Origin of the sequence: Kribbella sp. NPDC056345 (genome assembly GCF_042262745.1) — a bacterium.
Classification (GTDB): domain Bacteria; phylum Actinomycetota; class Actinomycetes; order Propionibacteriales; family Kribbellaceae; genus Kribbella.
In genome coordinates, this window is the sequence record NZ_JBHJQQ010000005.1 from 484,110 (window position 1) to 507,630 (window position 23,521).

The 23,521-nt window shown below is 68.1% G+C and carries 18 protein-coding genes; 4 read left to right on the forward strand and 14 right to left on the reverse strand.

The features are described from left to right. Nucleotides 1–399: 399 nt before the first annotated feature. The 14 genes from ACFCV3_RS21035 to ACFCV3_RS21100 form a co-directional block, all read right to left on the reverse strand. Nucleotides 400–2,892, reverse strand: coding sequence for a tetratricopeptide repeat protein (locus ACFCV3_RS21035; RefSeq protein ID WP_376032157.1), 2,493 nt, complete (start codon nucleotides 2,890–2,892; stop codon nucleotides 400–402). A 136-nt stretch (nucleotides 2,893–3,028) separates the two neighbouring features. Next, entirely contained in the window at nucleotides 3,029–3,475 is a 447-nt protein-coding gene (locus ACFCV3_RS21040; protein ID WP_376032159.1) for a hypothetical protein, read from the reverse strand. A 2-nt stretch (nucleotides 3,476–3,477) separates the two neighbouring features. Further along, nucleotides 3,478–4,224 (reverse strand): 4-hydroxy-tetrahydrodipicolinate reductase, encoded by a 747-nt coding sequence (dapB, locus tag ACFCV3_RS21045; RefSeq protein ID WP_376032161.1) that lies wholly within the window; start codon nucleotides 4,222–4,224, stop codon nucleotides 3,478–3,480. A gap of 131 nt (nucleotides 4,225–4,355) precedes the next feature. Then, nucleotides 4,356–5,369, reverse strand: coding sequence for an ABC transporter ATP-binding protein (locus tag ACFCV3_RS21050; protein ID WP_376032163.1), 1,014 nt, complete (start codon nucleotides 5,367–5,369; stop codon nucleotides 4,356–4,358). Then, nucleotides 5,369–6,367, reverse strand: a complete 999-nt coding sequence (locus tag ACFCV3_RS21055; protein WP_376032165.1) for an ABC transporter ATP-binding protein — start codon at nucleotides 6,365–6,367, stop codon at nucleotides 5,369–5,371. Before ACFCV3_RS21055 ends, ACFCV3_RS21050 begins: the two co-directional genes overlap by 1 nt. After that, on the reverse strand, nucleotides 6,364–7,260 hold the full coding sequence (locus tag ACFCV3_RS21060; protein ID WP_376032167.1) for an ABC transporter permease: 897 nt from the start codon (nucleotides 7,258–7,260) through the stop codon (nucleotides 6,364–6,366). The genes ACFCV3_RS21055 and ACFCV3_RS21060 overlap by 4 nt, the downstream gene beginning before the upstream one ends. Next, nucleotides 7,253–8,179: an ABC transporter permease gene (locus tag ACFCV3_RS21065; protein WP_376032169.1), complete on the reverse strand. Its 927-nt coding sequence runs from the start codon at nucleotides 8,177–8,179 to the stop codon at nucleotides 7,253–7,255. The genes ACFCV3_RS21060 and ACFCV3_RS21065 overlap by 8 nt, the downstream gene beginning before the upstream one ends. Then, entirely contained in the window at nucleotides 8,176–9,786 is a 1,611-nt protein-coding gene (locus ACFCV3_RS21070; protein ID WP_376032171.1) for an ABC transporter substrate-binding protein, read from the reverse strand. The genes ACFCV3_RS21065 and ACFCV3_RS21070 overlap by 4 nt, the downstream gene beginning before the upstream one ends. Nucleotides 9,787–10,044: 258 nt before the next feature. Next, nucleotides 10,045–11,775, reverse strand: coding sequence for an ATP-binding cassette domain-containing protein (locus ACFCV3_RS21075; RefSeq protein ID WP_376032174.1), 1,731 nt, complete (start codon nucleotides 11,773–11,775; stop codon nucleotides 10,045–10,047). Nucleotides 11,776–11,904: 129 nt separating this feature from the next. Further along, entirely contained in the window at nucleotides 11,905–13,218 is a 1,314-nt protein-coding gene (locus tag ACFCV3_RS21080) for a M16 family metallopeptidase (protein WP_376032176.1), read from the reverse strand. Then, nucleotides 13,215–15,431: a polyribonucleotide nucleotidyltransferase gene (locus tag ACFCV3_RS21085; protein ID WP_376032443.1), complete on the reverse strand. Its 2,217-nt coding sequence runs from the start codon at nucleotides 15,429–15,431 to the stop codon at nucleotides 13,215–13,217. Before ACFCV3_RS21085 ends, ACFCV3_RS21080 begins: the two co-directional genes overlap by 4 nt. A gap of 266 nt (nucleotides 15,432–15,697) precedes the next feature. After that, on the reverse strand, nucleotides 15,698–15,970 hold the full coding sequence (rpsO, locus tag ACFCV3_RS21090; RefSeq protein WP_344151080.1) for a 30S ribosomal protein S15: 273 nt from the start codon (nucleotides 15,968–15,970) through the stop codon (nucleotides 15,698–15,700). Nucleotides 15,971–16,084: 114 nt separating this feature from the next. Then, nucleotides 16,085–17,047, reverse strand: coding sequence for a bifunctional riboflavin kinase/FAD synthetase (locus tag ACFCV3_RS21095; protein ID WP_376032179.1), 963 nt, complete (start codon nucleotides 17,045–17,047; stop codon nucleotides 16,085–16,087). A gap of 48 nt (nucleotides 17,048–17,095) precedes the next feature. Beyond that, nucleotides 17,096–18,085, reverse strand: a complete 990-nt coding sequence (locus tag ACFCV3_RS21100; protein ID WP_376032181.1) for a hypothetical protein — start codon at nucleotides 18,083–18,085, stop codon at nucleotides 17,096–17,098. A 146-nt stretch (nucleotides 18,086–18,231) separates the two neighbouring features. On the opposite strand from ACFCV3_RS21100, the gene ACFCV3_RS21105 reads away from it, so the two are divergent. From ACFCV3_RS21105 to ACFCV3_RS21120, 4 genes are read left to right on the forward strand one after another with little or no spacing between them, the layout of a single operon-like run. Continuing rightward, the gene (locus ACFCV3_RS21105; protein WP_376032183.1) at nucleotides 18,232–19,236 is read left to right on the forward strand and encodes a LacI family DNA-binding transcriptional regulator; all 1,005 of its coding nucleotides are present in this window, start codon (nucleotides 18,232–18,234) and stop codon (nucleotides 19,234–19,236) included. Then, entirely contained in the window at nucleotides 19,233–20,855 is a 1,623-nt protein-coding gene (locus tag ACFCV3_RS21110) for an FAD-dependent oxidoreductase (protein ID WP_376032185.1), read from the forward strand. Before ACFCV3_RS21105 ends, ACFCV3_RS21110 begins: the two co-directional genes overlap by 4 nt. Before the next feature lie 30 nt (nucleotides 20,856–20,885). Beyond that, on the forward strand, nucleotides 20,886–23,012 hold the full coding sequence (locus tag ACFCV3_RS21115) for a hydantoinase/oxoprolinase family protein (RefSeq protein WP_376032187.1): 2,127 nt from the start codon (nucleotides 20,886–20,888) through the stop codon (nucleotides 23,010–23,012). Next, entirely contained in the window at nucleotides 23,009–23,521 is a 513-nt protein-coding gene (locus ACFCV3_RS21120; protein ID WP_376032189.1) for a hypothetical protein, read from the forward strand. Before ACFCV3_RS21115 ends, ACFCV3_RS21120 begins: the two co-directional genes overlap by 4 nt.

Sequence of the window (23,521 nt, forward strand, 5' to 3'; positions counted from 1 at the left end):
CAAGGCTCTGAAAATCACCCAGCGGAAGCCGCCGGTTACGGTCGGCGAAATTCCTCAGGTGCCTTCGTTGTCAGGACATATTTGTCAGGGCGATGTCAGGGTTACGTCCCTGTGCGACGGAGCGTGACTTCGGCAACCTTGTGTCAGCGCGGGAGAGCCGGGCGTCGACCGGGAGGGCTCGACGAAAGGCTCGACCGCTGGACGTGGCTTCGGCCGGCTGCAGGTGGGGGGACTGCCTGGGGGGTCAGACAGAGGCGCAGCCGGCCGGGTCACGCACACCTGCGACACCGCGCACCCCAGATCCCTCGCGGGGCATCGTCGATCCCCCAGGTCGTGATGCTCCGCGAGGCATGTACTCGTCCGATCAGCAGCTCTGGTGGACTGCTGATCGGCCGGGTCTCACAGATACCGGCCCAGATCAGGTGCGGGGTTCTGGACCGGGTAGCCGTCAGCCACGGCAGCCAGCGGGGCCGAGCGCCCCGCTGACCAGGCTGTCCGGAAGGCACGCCGGTCGAGCGACGCCTCGACCGCGCTGCGCGTGGCCTGGTAGTCGGCCTTCTCGACCTCCGGCACCGGCGCCTGGATCACTTCCCGTACGCCGTCCGCCGCACCCAGCAGGAATGCCGCGTACTCGCTGCGCTCCCGCTGCTGAGCAACAGCCGCAAGTTCTTCCAGCACACTGGCCGAACGCCACCGGTCACCCAGGTCCCGATGCTCGGCCAGGCTCTCGTCGAGCAGGTGCACCGCACGCTCGGTCAGACCGCGACGCCGCTCGACTATGCCGAGCTGGTTGAGCGACCACGCCATACCCTCGCGATAGCCGAGTCGCTGCGACAGTGCCAGGCTCTCCTGCAGCAGGGCCTCCGCCTCGACCAGCTCACCCTTGTACTGCGCGATCGCGCCGAGGCTGATCAGCGACCAGGCGAGTCCTTCGCCGTCGCCCAGCTTCCGGAAGCTGTCGCGCGCCCGGCCACACCGGCGGGCACCGATATCCAGATCGCCCCGCAACCACGCCACGAAGCCGAGTTGGTTGTGCGCCCACGACATCCCGGACTGATCACCAAGGCTCTCGAACAGGTCGTAGCTCTGACAGTGCAGGTCCTCGGCGGCCCGATAGTCGCCACGCTCGCGCGCCACTCCCCCGAGTCGCTGCAGGACCAACGCCGTACCGGCCGTGTCCTTGAGCTCCTTGTACTGCGCGAGTGCGGTCTGGAGGCGAGTCGTCGCCACGTCGTACTCGCACTGCAGGAACGCCAGCATGCCGGCACCGAGATTCGCCTTCGCCAGCGCGGGTGTCACGTCTTCAGTGGACGGTGACAGGGCCAGCGAACGCTCCAGCCACTGACTGCCCTCCGCATAGTGACCGCGCAGGTAGCAGAACAACCAGAGTGCGCCAGACAATCGCAGTGCTTCGCTGACTGATCTGGTCTGCAGTGCCCACGCCATAGCGGCGCGCAGGTTGTCCAGCTCACTCTGTAAGCGTTCGAGCCACTCCTCCTGGTGCGCACCGCGCAGCTCGCGCTCCGCCTGCTCAGCCAGCCCGATGTAGAAGTGCGCATGCCGGCTGACTGCCTCGTCCACACTGGCCGTCGTCTGCAACCGGTCCGCCGCGAACTCCCGGATCACAGCGAGCATGTAGTACCGCGCGACGCCACCGTGCCGAGTCACCCGGATCAGCGACTTGTCCACGAGCCGTCCGGTCAGGTCGAGTGCCTCGGCCCGCGCCACCGGGCCGGGTGCGACCTCACCCGACATGACCATCGCGGCCGCACTCAGGGTCCAGCCACCGACGAAGACCGACAGCTGCGCGAAGACATCACGCTCCGCCGGTGTGAGCATGTCATGGCTCCACTCGATTGCCCCGCGCATCGACTGTTGTCGCGGCGACGCCGTCCGGTCGCCACCGGCCAGGATGCCGAACGACGTCTCCAGCTCAGTGGCCAGCTCTTCGATCGTCATCACATTCGTCCGGGCGGCCGCCAGCTCGATCGCCAGCGGCATGCCCTCGAGCCGGCGGACCACTCGGGCCACCTGCTCCAGCTGACCAGTCGGGTCATACCCGCGCGCACTCGCCCGATCCACGAACAACCGGACTGCAGCAGAGAGCTCGGCCTGGTCCTCGTCCGGCGGCAGAGCCAGCGGCGGTACGACGTACACGTTCTCACCGGGGACCCGCAGGAGCTCGCGGCTGGAGGCGAGGATGGACAGGTTCGGGCAGGACTCCAGTAGCGCGGCGCAGATCTGGCCGACGTTCGAGACCACGTGGGAGCAGTTGTCGAACGCCAGCAGCAATGTGCGCTGGCCGATCTGCTCGGCGATCTCCTCAGCCAGCCGGGTGGCGTCCATCGGGTGCAGCCCGATCGAGGCTGCGACCGCCGGGGCGACCCCCTCCGCGTCGGTCAGCGACGCGAGCTGCACCCAGCACACACCGTCCGGGAAATCATCGGAGAGCTCGCTTGCGACCGCCATGGTGAGCCGGGTCTTGCCGATCCCGCCCGGACCGGTCAACGTCAGCAGTCGGGTGATGCGCTGGCCCAGCAAGCGCTTGGCTGCCGTGAGCTCGACAGACCGACCGATCAACTCGTTCGGCGGGGCAGGTGGTCGCCTGAGCACCGGCTGCGGCGACTCGGAGTCGTTCCGTGCGGTGGCCGTGAGCTGAGTGCGCTCGGCGCTGTTCAGTCGCAGGGCGTCCGCGAGGAGCCGCAGAGTGTGCGCTCTGGGCGCACGGCGACGACCCCGCTCCAGCGCCGCGATCGCGTCGACACTCAGACCGGCCAGCTCCGCCAGACCCTCCTGCGACAGCCCGGCGTCTCGCCGATGCCGGCGCAACAGGCCGCCGAACCCAGCCCCCTGCACGTCGTCCGAACCGCGGCGAGATCCGTCGGACGACACAGGACGGCTCCACCCAGTTTCCGGCCTCGACGTGGCGGTTGCCACGTACGTCTCGAAAATATCCTTTTCCGGCCCGCATTGTCAGTCGATCGCCGGAGGTTCCCAGCGAAACTCACAGGTAATGCCCAGTACCAGATCAGGGCTTGTCAGCGGCGTGCCGGGCGATCGCCTGCCGCATGGTTGCCCGTGCGCGCTTGCGGTCCCCGGCGGCGTCGTACGCCGTCGACAGCCGGAACCATACCCGCCAATCGTCCGGCGAAGCCTCTGCCTCGGTCCGGTACTGCTCGAACGCCGCATCGGCCGCGGCCCGGTCGATCCGCCCGGACGGCCGCCGCGGCAGATCGTCGACCGGCAGCCCACCGGCCGCCTCCAGCTCACGGGCCAGTCCCTCGGTCTGGGTACCGAACCGCAGCTCCCGCCAGACCAGGTACGCACCGAGCACCGGAATCACCAGTACGGCGACGCCGAGGCCGACCGCGACCGGATCACCGGTCCCGATCAGCAACACCCCGCGCCAGCCGAGCAGAGCGGCGTACGCAACAAACACGACCGCCAAGACGATCGCCGCCTGCTTAGCCTTCATGCTCAGTCGAGATCCATGAAGTGCTCGAGCCCAACCGTCAGGCCGGGCGTCGAGACGATGCTCCGCACCCCGAGCAGCACACCGGCCATGAACGACACCCTGGCCATCGAGTCGTGCCGGATCGTCAGCGTCTCGCCCTCGTCACCGAACAGCACCTCCTGGTGCGCGATCAGCCCGCGCAGCCGGACGCCGTGCACCCGGATCCCCTCGACGTCCGCACCACGAGCCCCGTCGAGCGCCGTCGTGGTCGCGTCCGGGATCGGGCCGCTCCCGGCCTCACGACGTGCGGCCGCGACCAGTTCCGCCGTACGGCGTGCTGTCCCCGAAGGGGCATCCACCTTGTCCGGGTGGTGCAGCTCGATGATCTCGACCGACTCGTAGAACCGGGCCGCCTTGGCCGCGAACTGCATCATCAGCACCGCGCCGATGGAGAAGTTCGGTGCGATCAGCACGCCGACGCCGGGAGCCGCATCCAGCCACGACTGCAGCGTGGCCAGCCGCTCCTCGTCCCAGCCGGTGGTCCCGACGACCGCGTGGATCCCGTTCGCGATGCACCACTCGAGGTTGTCCATCACGACCTCGGGCCGGGTGAAGTCCACCACGACCTGGGCACCGGCCTTGGACAGCTCGGCCAGGTCGTCGCCCTGGTCCAGCGAGGCAACCAGCTCCACGTCAGCGGCCTCGTCAACCGCCAGGCACGTCTGGGCGCCCATCTTGCCCTTGGCCCCCAGCACACCAACCTTGATCATCCGCGCCCTCTCACCTGGCTAATCGACCGCACCAGGATCTCATGTCACCAATCACCCCAAGGACAGGACGTATACCGCCGCCACCGAGCCCGCCGACCGGTCGTCCCGCTGGCGCAGGCACCTACGTAGACCTATACGTCCTGTCGTTGTGCAGGTCGGGTGTAGGTGGATTGGGCGTCCTCGGCGAAGTGGCAGGCGACCGTTTGGCCGGTGGGGATGGGGCGGAGTTGGGGTTCTTCGGTGGTGCAGCGGGCTTCGGCGCGGAGGCAGCGGGTGTGGAAGCGGCAGCCTGAGGGTGGTGAGACCGGGGAAGGCGGGTCGCCGGCCAGGACGATGCGTTTGCGGCCTTGGCGGGCGAGGCCTGGTTCGGCGGACAGCAGGGCTTGGGTGTAGGGGTGGGCCGGTACGTCGTACACGTTCTGGTGATCGCCTAGTTCAGCGACTCGGCCGAGGTACATGACGGCGACCCGGTCGGAGACGTGGCGGACGACGGACAGGTCGTGCGCGACGAAGATGATGCTGAGGCCGAGCTCGCGCTGGAGCCGCATCAGCAGGTTGACCACCTGCGCTTGGACGGACAGGTCGAGGGCGGAGACCGGCTCGTCGCAGAGCAGGACATCGGGGTTCAGGGCGATCGCGCGGGCGATACCGATCCGCTGCCGCTGACCACCGGAGAACTGGTGCGGGAACTTGGTCTCGTCCTCAGCCCGCAGACCGACCAGCTCGAGCAGTTCGCGCACGCGCCGCCGGATGTCCACTCCCTTGGAGACGTCCGGGTGGACCTCCAGGGGTTCGGCGACGATCTCGCCGACGCGCATCCGCGGATTCAGGCTGGAGTACGGGTCCTGGAAGACGACCTGGACGTTCCGCCGCCACTGCCGCAGTTCTCGACCGCGCAGCTTGCTGACATCCACACCCCCGTAGTGGATGGCACCAGACGTCGGCTTCTCCAAGGCAGCGAGCAACCGAACCAGCGTGGACTTGCCGCAGCCGGACTCGCCGACGATGCCGAGCGATTCGCCCTTGCGCAGCGTGAGATTCACGCCCTCGACCGCACGGACCAGCACCTTCGATCCGAAGTGCAGCGCCGGGCTGATGTCGTAGTGCTTCACCAGATCCGTTGCCACCAGCAACTCTTCGGCCATCAGACGGCCTCCTTCTCGGCGAGCGTCGTCCGCCGGATACACGCGGCGTCACGGCCGGGGGCAACGGTCAGCAACGGCGGTACGTCGTGTGCGCACTCCTCGATCGCGATCGGGCACCGCGGCCGGAACGCGCAGCCGGACGGAATCGCCCGCAACGACGGCGGCGTACCGGGAATGGTCGGCAGCTCCTGCCCCTTGAGCTCGGCCGACGGCATCGACCCGAGCAGCCCTTCGGTATAAGGGTGCACGGGATGGTCGAGCGCCGCCGCGGTCGATGCGCGCTCGACGACATGACCGGCGTACATCACCACCACGTTGTCCGCGACATCACTGACAACGCCAAGATCGTGAGTGATCAGTACGACGCCCATGTCGCGCTCGGCCTGCAGTTCCGCGATCAGCTCGAGGATCTGCGCCTGGACGGTCACGTCGAGCGCCGTGGTCGGCTCGTCCGCGATCAGTACGTCGGGATCCAGCGCGAGCGCCATCGCCAGCATCACGCGCTGCCGCATGCCGCCGGAGAACTCGTGCGGATAGTCGCGCACCCGCTTCGACGCGGCCGGAATCCGCACCTGGTCGAGCATCTCGGCCGCCTTCTTCAGCGCGTCCTGCTTCGACAGCCCGCGATGCACCCGGTAGCACTCGGCGATCTGCGTCCCGACCGACTGCACCGGATTGAGCGCGGACAACGAGTCCTGGAACACCATGGTGATGCGGTCCCCGACGACCTTCCGCCGTTCCCGCGTCGTCATCGAGATCAGGTCGGCGCCGCGATACTCCGCCGTACCGGAGACGATCCGTCCCGGCGGCATGTCCAGGATCCCGGTCAGCGCCTGCGTCGACACACTCTTGCCCGACCCCGACTCCCCCAGGATCGCCAGCGTCTCCCCCGCCCGCACCTGCCACGACACCCCGTCGACCGCCCGCACCGCCCCATGCGGCGTGTCGAACTCGACACTCAGATTCTCGACCTTGAGCAGTACCTCGCCGGTAGTCATCGCATCAACTTCGGGTCCAGGGCGTCCCGGATCGAGTCGCCGATGATCATGAACGAGATCGTCATCGTGGAGATGAACAACGCCGGCCAGATGAACAGGTGCGGGGTGTCCCGGTACGACGCGGCCACGCCGAACTGTGATCCCCACGAGATCGAGGGTGGCTGCAGACCGACGCCCAGGAAGGTGAGTGACGCCTCGAGCCCGACCATGCCGCCGATGCCCAGGGTGGTCATCGCGAGCAGCGGTGCCATCGCGTTCGGGAACACGTGTTTGCGCAGGATCCGGAGCGGCGGTACGCCGATCGATCGCGCGGCCAGCACGTATTCGCGGTTGCGGACGGAGAAGACTGTTGCCCGCATCAACCGCATGCCACCCGGCCAGCCGATCAGCAGGATGACGCCGACGATGATCCAGATGCTCCGGTTCGGCACCGAGTTCAGGATCACGATCAGCACGACGAGCCCCGGGATCGAGAAGAGTACGTCCGCGGTCCGGGAGATCAGTGCGTCGATGAAACCCGGGAAGTACCCGGCGAGCAGACCGAACGATCCGGCGAGAACGAACACCCCGAAGCTGGCGCAGATACTGACCAGCACCGACGGGCGAGCGCCGTACACGACGTTGGCGAAGTAGTCGCAGCCCTGGATGTCGAAGCCGAACGGATGGCCGGGACCGCGTCCTTGGCGGCTCTTGCCGAGCTCGCAGAACCGTGGGTCGGCCGAGGTGAACAGCTTCGGTACGGCGGCCATCGTGAAGAACGCGAGCAGCAGCAGGCTGCACAGGACGAACTGCGGTTTGCGGACCAGCGCCCGCAGCAGCTCGCGGTTCGAGAGCGTCCGCCCGTCGCCGAGCTCCTGGGCCTCGGCGCTGACCACCGCTGTGACGTCAGACATGGCGCACCCTCGGGTCCAGGATTCCGTAGAGGAGATCCACCAGCAGGTTGATCAGGATGAACGACAGGAACGCCAGCGTCGACAGCAGTACCACGACACCGCCCTCCTTCAGCTTGATCGCCTGGAACATGAACTGCCCCAGCCCCGGCAGGTTGAAGATGGATTCGGTGATGATCGCCCCGCCGAACATCCCGGCCAGGTCCAGCCCGATGAACGTCACCACCGGCAGCAGCGCGTTCGGCAGGATGTGCCGCCACAGCACCCGCTGCTCGCCCAGCCCCTTGGCCCGGGCGGTCTTCACGAAGTCGGCGTTCACCGTCTCCACGATCGACGTCCGCATCAACCGGGCCAGCCCGGCGAACCCGAGCAGGCCGATCACCAGCGCCGGCAACAGGTACGACGTCGGGAACCCGTCCAGCACACCGGAGACCGGGAACCACTTCAGCTCGACGCCGAACACGTACTGCGCGGCGAAATAGGCCACCAGTCCCGGTACGGCCAGCAGCACTAGTGTTGCCAGCAGCAACGATCGGTCCACCCAGCCGTTCCGTTTGAACCCGGCGTAGATCCCGAACAGCAGACCGAACGTCCACTGGAACGCGTTGGCCAGCAGCGTGAGTTTCAGCGTCACCGGGATCCGCAGCCGGAGCTGGTCGGCGATGTCCGCACCGGCGAACGTCGTACCGAAGTTCCCGGTCAGGATGTCCTTCATACTCAGCAGGTACTGGACGATGAAGGGATCGTCGAGGTGGAACTGGGCCCGCTTGGCCGCCATCACGGCGGCCGGGATCGGCTTGTCACCGGCAAGATCCCGCAGGGGGTCCCCAGGCATCGCGAAGACGAGCGCGAAGACCCCCAGCGTGACGATCACACCGATCGGAATCGCCGCGATGATGCGGCGAAGGATGTACCGGATCATTTAAAGGTGGCCCACAGGGCCGAGACGCCGACGTACTTCGACACCCGCGGCTCGATCTTGTCCGAGTGCAGGTAGGCGTTGGCCTTGGTGAACGTCGGGATCAGCGGCATGTCCTCGAGCGCGATGTCCTCGGCCTGCTGGTAGAGCTTGATCGCCTTCTCCGGGTCCGGTTCGGCGTCACCCTTGGCCAGTACGGCGTCCAGCGCCGGGTTGTTGTAGCCGGAGAAGTTCGCGTCGCCGTTGGACTTGAACATCGGGGTGAGGTAGTCCTCGATCGACGGGTAGTCGTGCCCCCAGCCGCTGAACCGCAGACCGTCGAGCTTGCGGGTGTCGGCCAGCTCGGTGATCTCCGAGCCCACCTTGCCGGTGTACTTCACCTCGAGACCGAGGTTCTGCCGGATCATGTTGCCGATCGCCTCGGCGAAGATCTGGCCGGTCGCGGACGTGGTGTTGTAGTTGATGTTCACCGGGTCGGAGAACCCACCGGCCTCCTGCAGCAGCTGCTTGGCCTTGACCGGGTCGAAGTCGCAGTACTTGCAGGCGTTCGCGCGGTAGCCGGCCATGTCCGGCGAGACGAGAGCCGTGGCCGGTTCGGACAGCCCGACCAGCGCGGCGAACGCCTTCCGGTCGATCGCCATCGAGAACGCGTGCCGCAACTTCGGGTTCTTGTAGCGCGGGTCCCAGGCCGGCAGCGTCACGTAGTTCGCTCCGGAGCTGGTGCCAACCACCCACTTGTCCGGCGCGTCCTCCTTGAACGTCTTCACCTTGGTCGCTGGTACGTCGACGAAGTCGAGGTTGCCGGCCAGGAACTCGTTGTACGCCGTGTCCGCGTTCGGGATGAAGCGGTACGTGATCGAGTCGGCCTCCGGCACCAGCGGACCCTTGTACCCGTCCCACTTGGCCAGCTTGATGTCGTCACCGGCGTTCCACTCGGCGGCGAGCTTGTACGGCCCGTTGCCGATCGGCTTGCGCTTGTAGGCGTCCGGGTCCTTGCGGACCTCTTCCGGCAAGGGCGCCAGGCCGAGGTACTGCAGGGTGAGGCCGAACTGCGAGAACGGCACCTTGAGCTTCACCGTGAAGGTCAGGTCGTCGACCTGCTTCAGTCCGCTGAGCTCCTTCACCGCGGTCGGTTTCGGCGTCGCGCCGTCCGGGGTCTCCGGGTTCAGCGCCTCGTAGCCCTCGACCTTGGAGAAGAAGCCGTTGTTCTTCCACGCGTTCGAGCCCTGCGCGGTCAGGTTCCAGCTGTCGACGTAGTCCTTGGCGGTCAGCGGCTGACCGTTCTGGAACGTGTTGCCGGGCTTGAGCTTGATGGTCCAGGTCTGGCTGGTCTTGTCCGGGGTGACCGATTCGGCCATCACGTTCAGCAGCTTGCCGCTGTTCGGATCCGTGGTCACCAGCGGGGCGAAGATCGCCATCGCCATCTGGATCCCCGGGCTGCCGTTCTCGTTCAGCGGGTTGATGTACTCCAGCGGGTCGGCCGCGATCGCAATCACCTCGCTCTTGGCCCCACCCCCCGAGCCGCCGTCCCCACCCGACTTGCCACCACACGAGGCGAGCACCAGCGAGAGCCCGAGTGCCACCCCCACAACCCCAGTCAGACGTCGCACGGTCGAACCAACTTCCTCGGCAAAGCGCCGTTCAGCGGGCGGATCAAGCGCCATGCTTGCTGACCGAAACTGCGCATGTCAACGTTGTCAGCCCACAAAACGGCCTTGGTAACGCAGGCGTTACCTGCCCAAGACCTCAGATGACCCTGCACAGCACCCGCTCAACCGGCCCACCTTAATCGTCCCAATCTCCGAAGTCATCAGATGTCAGCCGCTTTTCCTGACGAATCAGTTTGTGAACACAAACGCGCACTCCCGTCAGTCCTGCTGGGTGCTGAAGAGGCGGGCGAAGCGGCCTGCCGGCTGGGCCATCAGCTCCTGATAGGTCCCCTGCTGGACGACCTTGCCGTCGTCGATGACGTAGATGCGGTCCAGCTCGGTCAGGGTGGAGGCCCGGTGCGAGACGACGATGGTGATGCGATCGGACTTGGTACGGCGGAGGTCCGCGAAGATCTCGCGTTCCGCCTCGGCGTCGATGGCGGAGGTGGGTTCGTCGAGGATCCAGATCCCGGCGCCACGCAACTGGATCCGGGCGAGCGCCACCCGCTGCCATTGACCGCCGGAGATCCCGGTACCGCCCCACTGCTGGCCTAGCTGCGTGTCGAGCGGGAGGCCGGCGGCAAACGTTCCGGCGAGGGCCGCGCGTACGGCGTCGTCCGAAACAGCCTGCGGTGAGCCGAGCGCGACGGCATCCCGCAACGTGAACTCGAACCGCCCGAACTCCTGCACCAGCAGCCCGAAGTGTCCGAGCCGCTCGGACTCGCTCATCGCCGCCGCGTCCCGCCCGTCGATCAGCACACGGCCGCGATCCGGCGCAGCCCCGCCAGTCTGCTCACCAGCAAGTGTCAGACCGCCGACGAGCAGGTTGACGGCGGTCGTTTTACCTGCGCCGTTCACACCCACCAGCGCGATCATCTCCCCGCGGCGCGCGGTGATCGACACGTTCGCGAGCGCAGGCCGCTCCGCTCCCGGGTAGGAGTACGTGATGTTGTCGAGGGCAACTGATTCCACCACCCGTACGACGTTCTGCGGCTCAGCGGCCGGGACGCTGCGGACGAAACTCCGGTACGTCGCCGCGCGGGGTGCCGCGGTGACGATGAGCCCGAACGCGTAGCCACACAAGCGGATCGCGTTCAGCCCGGAGATCGTGCCCGCGACTGCGGCCGCCGCCCCTCCCCCACTTGCACCGCCGATCACCAGCGCCACCAGGGCACCGCCGAACAGCAGCACAGTCGCGACGGCGGCCGCCAGTTCGAAGGTCATCGCCGTACGGATCATCCGGTCCAGCACCCGGGTCGCGGTGGCGCGGTAGGTGATCGCGAGGGTGGCGACCTTGGCCCCGGAGCCGAGGACGGCCAGCTCGGTGCCGGAGCGTTGCTGCAGGAGCTGTTCGGTCGCGTACACCGCACGCCGGTCGTTCGCCGCGACCTCCGGCCACTTGCGAGCCTCCATCCGGGCAACGGCGGTGAACGCGAGCACGGTCGGAACCAGCGCGGCCAGCACGAGTACGCCGGACAGCGGATTGATCGACCCGATGGCGGCGCAGAGGACGACCGCGGTCACCGCGGCACCCAGCACCTGCACCGGCTGGTTCGCGACGGTACTCATCGGATCGATCGCGGCCTGGCTGGCCTCCAGCTCCGTGACCACCTCAGGATCGCCGAGCCGGCTCGGACTCAGCCGGGCCGACGTGTGCAGCAGATCCGAGCGATAGTGCAGCTTGAGTCGCAACATCAGCCGATGACCGGCATCCCGCGCCATCGCACCCAGCGGGTACATCGATCCGACGACGGCAGTCAGTGTGACCAGCAGCCCCCACGGCCGCTCACCGGCCGTGAGCCGATCAACCAGCTCCCCGATCAGCACGACTTGCACACCAGGCAAGGCGGCCTGAGCCAGCACCAGCACCGAGCAAAGGCTCAGCAGCCCAGGAGCAACCCGGGCAGCATCGATCATCGCTTCACGAGCAGTACGAAACACGTCGAGCATGGTGATCCTCGCAGAAGACAGGCCGGAGCCGCGCTGCGGAAACAGCGCGGATACCGTCGGCCGTCAAGTGCTTGTGATCGCGTTCAGAGTGCGATCCAGCGGCAGATCACGTGTGACGTGCGGTCGAGATTACAACGTGAACGCCTTGGTGTCTTCCTTGAAAGGGCCCATGACTGTGAGGGCTGGGGTGCCGGCGTAGAGCTCGGCGGCCAGGGCTGTGATGTCGTCGAGGGTGACGGCGTCGATGTGGTGCAGGATCTGGTCGACCGTGGGGAGCTCGCCGTAGACGAGCTCGGCTTTGGCGATGCGGGTCATCTTGGCGCCGGTGTCCTCGAGGCCCATCACGACGGAGCCACGCATCTGGCCCTTGCCGCGCAGCAGTTCGTCGGGGGTGATGGTGCCGGAGGCGATCGACTCCAGCTCGGCGCGGACGACGTCCAGCACCTCGGGCGCCTTCTTCGGCGAGCAACCGGCGTACACGCCGACCATGCCGGCATCCGAGTACGCCGCGCCGAACGTGAAGACCGAGTACGCCAGGCCACGCTTCTCGCGGACCTCCTGGAACAGCCGGGACGACATGCCGCCGCCGACGATCCCGTGCAGGACACCGGCGACGTACCGGCGTGGGTCGTTGCGGACCAGTCCCGGCATCCCGAACACCAGGTGCGCCTGCTCGACGTCGCGGTGGTGCACGTGACTCCCGCCGTACGTCGGGATGCGCAGGCCGGAGTCTGTCCGGACCGGAGACGGGTCGGCGTCGGCGTTGACCCAGTGGCGCTCGAAGGCCTTGCCGACCAGGCGAACGACCTCGTCGTGATCGACGTTACCGGCGACCGAGACGACGATGTTGGCGGGGAGGTAGCGGTCGCGATACCAGCTGACGACCTGGTCCCGGGTCAGCGCGGCCACCGATTCCGGCGTACCGGTGATCGAGCGGCCGAGTGGGGACGTGCCCCACAGTTGCTCGGCGAAGAGGTCGTGGATGTGGTCCGACGTCTCGTCGGCGTGCATCGCGATCTCTTCGTCGATGACGTCGCGTTCACTCTCGACGTCCGCGTCGGTGAGCGTGGCCGAGGTGATCATGTCGCAGATGACGTCGACCGCGAGCGGCAGATCGGAGTCGAGCACCCGCGCGTAGTAGCAGGTGTACTCCTTGCCGGTGAACGCGTTCATCTCGCCGCCGACGGCGTCGATCTCGGCCGAGATCTCCAGCGCGTCGCGGCGCTCGGTGCCCTTGAACAGCAAGTGCTCGAGGAAGTGTGTCGCGCCGCTCTGCTGCTCCGGCTCGTCGCGTGAACCGACGCCGACCCAGACCCCGAAGGTGACCGAGCGGAAGCCCGGTGCGGACTGGGACAGCACACGAAGCCCGGAGGGCAGGACGGTCCGTTTGACCGGACCGCCCGCCTCCGGGCTCAGCAGAGTGCTGGTGATGGATCTACTCACTCGGCGGAGTCAGCAACCTTCTCTTCAGCCTTGTCTTCACCCTCGACGACCGGGATCAGCGAAAGCTTGCCACGGTCGTCGATCTCGGCGATCTCGACCTGCAGCTTCTGACCGACCGAGAGCACGTCCTCGACGGCCTCGACGCGCTTGCCACCGGCCAGGCCACGCAGCTTGCTGATGTGCAGCAGGCCGTCCTTGCCCGGGAGCAGGCTGATGAACGCACCGAAGTTGGTCGTCTTCACGACCGTGCCCAGGTAGCGCTCACCCTTCTCCGGCATCGTCGGGTTCGCGATCGCGTTGATCATCGCGCGCGCGGCGTCGGCCGACGGGCCGTCGGTCGCACCGATGTAGACCGTGCCGTCGTCCTCGATGGAGATGTCGGCGCCGGTCTCGTCGGTGATCTGGTTGATCATCTTGCCCTTCGGGCCGATGACCTCCCCGATCTTGTCCACGGGGACCTTGACCGAGATGACCCGCGGCGCGAACTCGCTCATCTCACCCGGGGCGTCGATGGCCTTGGCCATCACGTCGAGGATGGTCAGGCGGGCTTCCTTGGCCTGGGTCAGCGCACCGGCGAGCACGCTGGCCGGGATGCCGTCGAGCTTCGTGTCCAGCTGGAGGGCCGTGACGAAGTCCTTGGTCCCGGCGACCTTGAAGTCCATGTCGCCGAACGCGTCCTCGGCACCGAGGATGTCGGTCAGCGCGACGTACTCGGTCTTGCCCTTGACCTCACCGGAGATGAGGCCCATCGCGATACCGGCGACGGGGGCCTTCAGCGGCACACCGGCGTTCAGCAGCGACAGGGTCGAGGCGCAGACCGAGCCCATCGAGGTGGAGCCGTTGGAGCCGAGGGCCTCGGACACCTGACGCAGCGCGTACGGGAAGTCCTCACGCGACGGCAGCACGGGCACCAGGGCCCGCTCGGCCAGCGCGCCGTGACCGATCTCGCGGCGCTTCGGCGAACCGACCCGGCCGGTCTCACCGGTCGAGTACGGCGGGAAGTTGTAGTTGTGCATGTAGCGCTTACGCGTCTCCGGGGAGAGCGTGTCGAGCTGCTGCTCCATCCGGAGCATGTTCAGCGTGGTGACACCCATGATCTGGGTCTCGCCGCGCTCGAAGATGGCCGAACCGTGGACGCGCGGCAGAACGCCGATCTGCGCCTTCAGCGGGCGGATGTCGGCCAGCCCGCGGCCGTCCATCCGGACCTTGTCCTTCAGGACGCGGTTGCGGACGAGCTTCTTGGTGAGCGAGCGGAAGGCTGCGGACAGCTCCTTCTCGCGGCCCTCGAACCCGTCGGCCAGCTTGGCCACCACGGCGGCCTTGACGGCGTCGGTGGCGTCCTCACGGTCGTGCTTGCCGGTGATGGCGAGGGCCTGGGTCAGCTCCTCGGTCGCGGCAGCCTCGACGGCCTCGAACGCGTCGTCCTGGTAGTCCGGGAACAGCGGGAACTCGCCGGTCGGCTTGGACGCCTTGGCGGCCAGCTCGGCCTGCGCGTCGACCAGGGTCTTGATGAAGCCCTTGGCGGCCTCCAGGCCCTCGGCGACGACCTCTTCGGTCGGCGCCGTCTTGCCGGCGGCGACAGCGTCGAAGGTGCCGGGCGTCGACTCGGCCTCGACCATCATGATCGCGACGTCACCGGTGTCGGTGACGCGGCCCGCGACCACCATGTCGAAGACGGCGTCCTCGAGCTCGGTGTGCGTCGGGAACGCGACCCACTGGTTGCCGATCAGGGCGACGCGGGTGGCGCCGATCGGGCCCGAGAACGGCAGCCCGGCGATCTGGGTGGACATCGACGCCGCGTTGATCGCGAGCACGTCGTACAGCTTGTCCGGGTTCAGTGCCAGGACCGTGATGACGACCTGGATCTCGTTCCGCAGACCGGAGACGAACGACGGCCGCAGCGGGCGGTCGATCAGCCGGCAGGTCAGGATGGCCTCTTCCGAGGGCCGTCCCTCACGACGGAAGAACGAGCCGGGGATCCGGCCCGCGGCGTACATCCGCTCCTCGACGTCGACCGTCAGCGGGAAGAAGTCGAACTGGTCCTTCGGCTTCTTGCTGGCCGTGGTGGCCGAGAGCACCATCGTGTCGCCGTCGAGGTAGGCGGCGGCGGAGCCGGCGGCCTGCTGGGCCAGACGGCCCGTCTCGAAGCGGATGGTGCGGGTACCGAAACTGCCGTTGTCGACAACGGCCTCAGAAAACTGTGCGCCGTCCATCGGCGCGTTGGTGGATCCCGACACGGGATACCCCTCTCTCCTACAGTGTTGACGACTGCGGAGCGCGAGCTATCGGGGTGCCGGTCTTCGATCGAGGCCCGCGGATCCCCAGGGCTACCTGGATCCGAAGGTCACTACCGAGGACCGGTCGTCCTCCCGCCACGCGCTTCGCGTCGCCTCGTCGTATTCAGTTGTGATCCAGGCCCACCCTGGGCGTGGATACGCGAGAAGCGGCCACCCAACCTCGGCGGCCGCTCCTCACGACGTCATCGGCGAAGGCCGAGCCGCTCGATCAGGGACCGGTAGCGGTTGATGTCCTTCTTCGCCAGGTAGTTCAGCAGCCGGCGGCGCTGACCGACGAGCAGCAGCAGGCCACGACGGCTGTGGTGGTCGTGCTTGTGCTCCTTCAGGTGCTCCGTCAGGTGCGAAATGCGGTGCGTCAGCAGCGCAACCTGGACCTCGGGGGAGCCGGTGTCACCCTCGGTCAGGGCGTACTCACCCATGATCTTCTTCTTCGTGGCAGCATCAACAGATGACACGGAGTTCCTCTCGATTTCCGTTGCGCGGCGCACCGGGGCTTCGTCACCCGAGCACTCTCGATCCGCGGCCGTCAGACGGCAGCGGCCAGAGTATCAGTCCGTGGACGCGCCACCCTAATTCGCGGTCAAGATCCGGCGCGCCCCGTCGACATCCGCCTTCATCTGAACCAGCAGGTCATCGATGGTTTCGAAGCGGATCTGGCTCCCCCGCAGCCGCGCGACGAAGTCGATCGCGACCCGGGCGCCGTACAGCTCCAGGTCGTCGCGGTCCAGCACGTAGGACTCCACCCGCCGGTCCACGCCGTCGAACGTCGGGTTGCTCCCGACGCTGATCGCAGCGGGCAGGGGTTCGTCGTACGCCGGAGCACCCTCGGCCGGGGTCAGCACGGTCAGCCAACCGGCGTACACACCATCCAGCGGTACGGCGGCGATCGGGTCGGCCGGGATGTTCGCCGTCGGGTAGCCGAGCTCGCGGCCGCGCTTGTCGCCCTCGACGACCACACCGGTGACCCGCAGCGGACGCCCGAGTGCCTCGGCCGCAGCCTCCACGTCGCCCTCGGCCAGCCGCTCCCGCACGTACGTGGACGACCACGGCTGTGCATCGCCCGCCAGGCTCAGCCCCTCGACCTGGAACCCGTACGTCGTACCGGCCGCAACCAACGTGTCGACGTGCCCGGCGGCCTTGTGGCCGAAGCGGAAGTTCTCCCCCACCACGACCGCCTTGGCGTGCAGCGTGCCGACCAGCACCCGCTCGATGAACTCCTCCGGCGACCAGCTCGCCACGTCCTTGTCGAACGGCAGGATCAGTACGGCGTCCGCGCCGTGCTGCCCGAGCAGTTCAGCCCGTTGGCCGGGCTCACTCAGCATCAGCGGCGCGTGGTCCGGCCGCAGCACCCGCATCGGGTGCGGGTCGAAGGTGAGCGCGACCACCGGCAGACCTCCCAGCTCGGCCGCGCGCGCCTTGGCGTGCGCAAGCACCTCCTGGTGTCCCCGGTGCACCCCGTCGAAGTTGCCGATAGTGACGACCGATGGGCCGAACTCCGCACCCACCTCGTCCAAACCGTGCCAGACCTGCATAACACCAGGATTCCATGGCTGGCACTCCCCCAGCGCACCGGCCCACAATCAGACCGCGCGGGCGATCGCGATGGCTCCCTCCAGCCGCTCCCCCGCCTCGTAGAACATGTATTCCTTACCGTCCATGGTCCCGAAGGACGCGGCGGCACAGCGGCCGTTGTCGGGAGCCCCGGCCAGCGGGTTGTGGAACACGCCGAGATGGTTGCGCTTGGTGAAGTCGTTGCCCACCTCGGTGATCAGCATCCGGCCGCCGGACGCCTTGTCCTGGTGGTAGATCACGTACGTCGAGTTGTTCCGGTGCACGACAGTGGGCGCGCCGATGTTCTGCGAGCCGACCTCCTCCGGACGGATCAGCGAGTTCGGCGAGAAGACCCAGGTCCGTCCGTCGACCGAACGGCCCCAGCCGATGGATCGACGGTTCGCGGTGGTGTTGATCATGAAGACCATCACGTACTTCGACCCCTTGGCCGGAAGCTCGTGCTCGAAGACCCGCGCGTACGACGTCTCCGTCGTACCGGCCGGCATCATCGAGGTCGACAGCACCACTTTGTCGTAGGTGAAGTGGATGCCGTCCTTGGAGCGCGCGAGGCGGGTCGTGGTGTTCTCGCCGTGGAAGTACAGCCACATCTCCTGCGCCGACTCGTTCCAGAGCACGTGCGGCGACGACACGTGGCTGACGTTGTAGTGCGGGCTCCAGGTGCGCGCCACGATCGGGTTGTTCGGGTATTCGATGAAGGGTCCTTCGAGGCTGTTGCTGTAGCTCAGACAGATGCCGCCAGGTGCATCGTGCGGCGCGTAGTAGAGGTAGTAGCGGCCCAGCGGGTTCGCGATCCGGCCGGCCGTTCCGCGGATGCACGGGAAGATCACCTCTTTGCGCGCCGGCTCGTACTTGAGCTTGGACTTGTCGAACGCGGTCCGGACATACCGGTACGTCGGGAATCCCGCGGGCGCCGCCTGTGCGGGAGCGGCGTTCAGCAGGGGCAGCGCGGCCAGGCCGGCGGTTCCGCGGAGCACGGTACGGCGGGAGATCGGCGTCATACGACCACATCCTCGGGGGCGGGGTTGGTGCGTCGACTGTGATCGCGCGCCATTCAGCATGTCAAGACGCTAATACGTATTAGTCAAGGGATTCAGCGATACGGCAGGTCTTGACTTCGGTGCTGATCTTCTCGATGCTCGGCTCCATGACGACAGATCGCGGGATGCCCCGGCAGGCGGATATCGCCCGGATCGCGGGGGTCTCCCAGGCCGCCGTCTCGGTGGTGCTCGGGGGCAAGCAGTCGATCCGGATGGCCGAGTCGACCCGGCTGCGGATCCTGGAGGTCGCCGAGGATCTGGGCTACGTCCCGCACCCGATGGCCAAGCGGCTCGCGCACTCGCGGTCGAACCTGCTCGGTCTGTACACCTTCCGCACCGCGTTCCCGACGAACGAGGCGGACATCTACCACCCGATCCTGTCCGGCGTGGAGGCCGAGGCCGCCTCACTCGGTCAGGACCTCATCCTGTTCACCGGCACGAGCGGTCCGGAGGCCCGGCAGGAGGCGGCGATACGCCGTACCCGGATGGCCGACGGCTGTCTGTTCTTCGGCCGGGAGGTACCGGAGGCCCCGGTGGCCAGCCTGGTCGATGCGGGCTTCCCGCTGGTCTACATCGGCCGGCGCCCCGAGCTGGGCGGCCGGATTCCCTACATTGGCGCGGACTACGTCACCGCCTCGGCCGAGGTGCTGGAGCGGCTGATCGGCCTGGGCCATCGCAAGATCCGGTACGTGCGTGAGCCCGACGAAGCCCCGTCGTCGGAAGACCGTCTGCTCGGCGTACTGCAGGCAGCACCGGACACAGAGGTCGTCCGGCTCGACGGACCGGACCTACCGGTCGACGTGGTGCGCTCCTGGCTCGCCGACGGCGTCACCGCGCTAGTGGTCGAGGGGACGGACACCGGTACGGCGTACCAGGCCGTTCGGACCGCGGTCGACGCGGCCGGGCTGTCCGTACCGGATGACCTGTCGCTCGCGGTGCTGGGCGGACCGCCCGGGGTCAGCGGCTTCGAGGTGCCGATGCAGGAGATGGGGCGGCATGCGGTGCGGCTGCTCATCGAGCTGATCACCGACCAGGCAACGACACCGCAGCAACTGCTGTGGTGCCCACCAGTAGCCGGCCGCGAGGTCGGACCGCCTAGGAGTGCTGAATGACTGAACTCGACACCGAGATCCTCGTCGTCGGCGGCGGAGTCGGTGGTGTCGCGGCCGCCCTGGCCGCCGCGTCGGCAGGACACCGCGTCGTACTGACCGAGGAGACCGACTGGGTCGGTGGTCAGTTCACCGCCCAGGCCGTACCGCCGGACGAGAACCCGTGGATCGAGCAGTTCGGGAGCACAGCGACGTACCGGACGTTTCGGGAGGGGGTGCGCGACTACTACCGCCGCCACTACCCGCTGCGTGCGGAGGCGGCCGCGCTGGCCGACCTCAATCCAGGAGCCGGCCGGGTCAGCAAGCTGTGCCACGAGCCCCGGGTCGCGCTCGCCGTGCTGGAGGCGATGCTGGCGCCACACCGGTCAGCCGGGCGCCTGACTGTGCTGCTGCAGCACCGGCCCGTCGCAGCCGACGTCAGCGGCGACCGCGTCGACGCGGTGACCCTCGAGGGCCCCGACGGCACGCGCACCACGATCAGTGCGACGTACGTGCTGGACGCAACAGAGAACGGTGACCTGCTGCCGCTGACCGGCACCGAGTTCGCGGTCGGCGCCGAGGCACAGGCCGAGTACGGCGAGCCGCACGCGCCCGAGCAGGCGAACCCCGCGAACCTGCAGGGCATCACGTACTGCTTCGCGCTCTCGCACCACGCCGGGCAGGACCACACGATCGACCGGCCGCGGATGTACGGGTTCTGGCGGGACTACACGCCGGAGTTCTGGCCCGGTCCCCTGCTCGGCTTCCTCGCCCCGGATCCGCGGTCGCTGGAGCCGGTCCCTCGGACCTTCGATCCCAACCCGGCCACCGATCCCCTGGCGATCAGCGCTGATCAGAGCGCCGATGCGGGTGACAAGGAGCTGTGGGGTTTCCGCCGGATCCTCGCCCGCAAGCTGCACCGGCCGGGCGCGTTCGAATCCGACATCACCCTGGTCAACTGGCCGCTCAACGACTACTGGCTGCGGCCAGCGCTCGAGATCGACGGCGTGTCCACTGCGGCGGACGTGGCGCAGGCCCACGACGAGGCGAAGCAGTTGTCGCTTTCGCTCCTCTACTGGCTGCAGACCGAGGCGCCCCGGCTCGACGGCGGTGCTGGCTTCCCGGGGCTGCGCCTGCGCCACGACGTGGTCGGTACGGACGACGGTCTGGCGAAGTCCGCCTACGTGCGGGAAGGGCGCCGGATCCGCGCCCTGACCACGATCGTCGAGCAGGACGTGTCGCTCGACATCCTCGGACCGACCGGCCGCAAACGGCGTGAGGATTCGGTGGGCGTCGGCAGCTACCGCCTCGACCTGCACCCCTCGACGGCCGGCGACAACTATGTCGACGTACCGAGTGTGCCGTTCGAGCTGCCCCTGGGCGCCTTGCTACCAAGGCGAATGCGGAACCTGCTGCCGGCCGGCAAGAACATCGGCACCACGCACATCACCAATGGTTGCCACCGGCTACATCCCGTCGAGTGGAACATCGGCGAGGTTGCCGGGCACCTGGCCGGGTACGCCCTGCGCGGCGGCACCGAACCGCACCACGTGGGCGAGAGTCCCGCGGTCTTCGAAGAGTTCGCCCGGCTGCTCGACCGCGCCGGTGTCGAACGACGGTGGCCCGACGTCCGGGGCTACTGACTCCCCCTTTCGCCCCTGGAGGTGCGGACCATGACGTTCCAGCCAGGTGCCGTGCGGGTCGGGATCGATGTCGGTGGCACGTTCACCGACGCGGTCGCCGTCGATGCACGCACGTTCGAACTGCTCGGCCAGGTCAAGGTGCCGACCAGTCACGACCACAAGGACGGTGTCGCGCACGGCATCCTGGAGGCGCTGGAGAAGCTGCGCGCCGACCTGGGGCTCAGCGCGGACGACGTCTCGTTCCTCGCGCACGGCACCACCCAGGCAACCAACGCGCTGCTGGAAGGGGATGTCGCGACGGTCGGTATCGCCGGTGTCGGGACCGGGTTCGACGCCTTCGCGACGAAGCGGCTGCGGTCCTTCGGGCAGATGGAGCTGGCGCCGGGACGCAAGCTGCCGGTCCGGTTCGTCGCGGTGCGAGACCCGGCGCGTGCGGGCGCGGCGGTCGACGAGCTCGTGCGCGCGGGCGCCGAGGTGGTGGTCGCGGTCGAGCCCTTCAGCGTGGACGATCCCGCTGGCGAAGATGCGGTCGCAGCCGCTGCCCGCGAGCGCGGCGTGCTCGCAGCAGCCACCCACGAGATCACCGGTCTGTACGGCCTCACCAAACGAGCCCGTACGGCGGTTCTGAACGCGGGAATCATGCCCCGGATGGTCTCGACCGCGGATCTGGTCGAGAGCAGTGTCCGGCGGGCCGGCATCACGGCGGCTCTGATGGTCGTCCGAGGCGACGGCGGTGTGATGTCCCTGGCGGAGATGCGCCGCAGACCGTTGCTCACGGCACTGTCCGGACCGGCGGCGGGAGTGGCGGGTGCGCTGATGGCGGAGCGGCTCAGCGAAGGCTTGTTCCTGGAGACCGGTGGCACGTCCACCGACATCAGCGTGGTCCGCCGCGGCAGGGTGCTGGTCCGGCACGCACACCTCGGCGGGCATGAGACGTACCTGCCCGCACTCGATGTCCGCACGGTCGGCATCGGCGGCGGTTCCTTGATCAGGTACTCCGGCCGGGCGATCACCCAGGTCGGCCCACGCAGCGCACACATCGCCGGACTGCCCTACGCCTGTTTCGCACCGGCCGCAGTCTGGTCTGGGGCCAAGCTGATCACCGTTTCGCCGCGGCCTGGTGACCCGGCGGACTACGTGGCGATCGAAACGGCGGACGGCACCCGCTACGCCCTCACGCTGACCTGTGCTGCCAACGCACTCGGAGTCGTGCCCGCGGACAGCTACGCCTACGCGAATCCAGACGCCGCCCAAGCAGCGATGCAGCCGCTCGCCACGGCCCTCGGCCTGACCGTTGAGGCGGCGGCGCGCGCCGTACTGCGTCAAGCGGTAAAGCCGGTGGGTGCAGTCGTCGACCAGCTCGTCCAGGAGTACCGGCTCGATCACCCGACGCTGGTCGGCGGTGGCGGCGGCGCAGCAGCAGTCACACCGTTCCTGGGCGCCGAGACCGGCCACGACTGGCGGATCGCCGCACACGCTGAGGTCATCAGCCCACTCGGCGCCGCCCTGGCCCTGGTGCGGGAGTCTGTCGAGCGGATCGTGCCGAACCCATCCAACGCCGACATCCTGGCCACGCGCGCCCAGGCCGAGGCTGCCGTGGTCGCTCAAGGCGCCGCCCCAGCCGGCGTCGAGGTGGACGTCACCGTCGACCCACAACGCAATCTGATCCGCGCGGTCGCGACCGGCGCCACGGAACTCCGGACGAAGGACCGCTCCGCCACCCTCGATGCGGTTGAAGTGCGCGCCGAGGTTGCCCGCAGTATCGGTGTCGATCCAGCTCAGGTGGGCGAGCTCGCGACCACTCCGCAGTACGGCGTCTTCGGTGCGCGGACCCGCCGGCACCGGTTCGCCCGGTCCGCCGTACGCCTCCGGGTAGTCGACGGAGAAGGCGTGATTCGCCTGCACAGCAACGGTGCTGTGGTCGAAACAGTCGAAGCCGGTACGGCGTCCGCCCGGCTCGCCGTACTGGCGGACCAGCACACCCGGTACGGCGACGGCGGTGCGCGCGTGCCCGCGGTGTGGATGTTGGTCGGCCCGAAGATCGCCGACCTGTCCGGAGTGCTCGACCGCGACCAGCTGATCGCCCTGGCCGGCGCCGAACTGAAGACCCGAGCAGACGACGAGCAGGTCGTCCTGATCCTGGAGGACCGCGGATGAACGACCTGGAGCTGGCAGTCGGTCTGCTGCGTGACACACCTACGCACGAGAACCGCACCGGCGAGCAGCTGCGGTCCTGGGCTCGGACGGCACTCGAGTACGGCGACGAACTGGCCGAGGGCCCCGACGCTGACACCGTCCACGTCATCGAGCGCGAAGGCGGCGTACGGAAGGGTGAACTCCTGCTGGCGGAACACCAGCGCGGCACGGTCATCGTCTACACGGATGCGTTGCGCCGTACCGAGGAGGTGGCGCGCCAACGGGGCTGGCCAGTCACCCGCGAGTCGTTGCGTCGGGCCGCGGTCGCCCACGAGGTGGCGCACCACCGGCTCGACGTACGCGAGTTGAACCGGCGGCTCGGCCACACTGCGGCCCGACTCGGACCGTTCCGGCTGCGCGGACACGTGGCCGGTGCCGACGAGATCGCGGCCCATCGCTTCGCTCATCGTCGCAGCGGCTTGGCCGTCAGTCCGTTGCTGCTCACCGCCGCACTCGCCGGAAGGGACTGA

Bases quoted from the DNA above. Each gene is read 5' to 3' on its own strand.
- ACFCV3_RS21075 (WP_376032174.1), bottom strand. From the start codon at position 11,775: ATGCTCGACGTGTTTCGTACTGCTCGTGAAGCGATGATCGATGCTGCC.
- ACFCV3_RS21105 (WP_376032183.1), top strand. From the start codon at position 18,232: ATGACGACAGATCGCGGGATGCCCCGGCAGGCGGATATCGCCCGGATC.
- ACFCV3_RS21085 (WP_376032443.1), bottom strand. From the start codon at position 15,431: ATGGACGGCGCACAGTTTTCTGAGGCCGTTGTCGACAACGGCAGTTTC.
- ACFCV3_RS21050 (WP_376032163.1), bottom strand. From the start codon at position 5,369: ATGGCCGAAGAGTTGCTGGTGGCAACGGATCTGGTGAAGCACTACGAC.
- ACFCV3_RS21120 (WP_376032189.1), top strand. From the start codon at position 23,009: ATGAACGACCTGGAGCTGGCAGTCGGTCTGCTGCGTGACACACCTACG.
- ACFCV3_RS21100 (WP_376032181.1), bottom strand. From the start codon at position 18,085: ATGACGCCGATCTCCCGCCGTACCGTGCTCCGCGGAACCGCCGGCCTG.
- ACFCV3_RS21055 (WP_376032165.1), bottom strand. From the start codon at position 6,367: ATGACTACCGGCGAGGTACTGCTCAAGGTCGAGAATCTGAGTGTCGAG.
- ACFCV3_RS21060 (WP_376032167.1), bottom strand. From the start codon at position 7,260: ATGTCTGACGTCACAGCGGTGGTCAGCGCCGAGGCCCAGGAGCTCGGC.
- ACFCV3_RS21115 (WP_376032187.1), top strand. From the start codon at position 20,886: ATGACGTTCCAGCCAGGTGCCGTGCGGGTCGGGATCGATGTCGGTGGC.
- dapB (WP_376032161.1), bottom strand. From the start codon at position 4,224: ATGATCAAGGTTGGTGTGCTGGGGGCCAAGGGCAAGATGGGCGCCCAG.
- ACFCV3_RS21065 (WP_376032169.1), bottom strand. From the start codon at position 8,179: ATGATCCGGTACATCCTTCGCCGCATCATCGCGGCGATTCCGATCGGT.
- ACFCV3_RS21040 (WP_376032159.1), bottom strand. From the start codon at position 3,475: ATGAAGGCTAAGCAGGCGGCGATCGTCTTGGCGGTCGTGTTTGTTGCG.
- ACFCV3_RS21110 (WP_376032185.1), top strand. From the start codon at position 19,233: ATGACTGAACTCGACACCGAGATCCTCGTCGTCGGCGGCGGAGTCGGT.
- ACFCV3_RS21095 (WP_376032179.1), bottom strand. From the start codon at position 17,047: ATGCAGGTCTGGCACGGTTTGGACGAGGTGGGTGCGGAGTTCGGCCCA.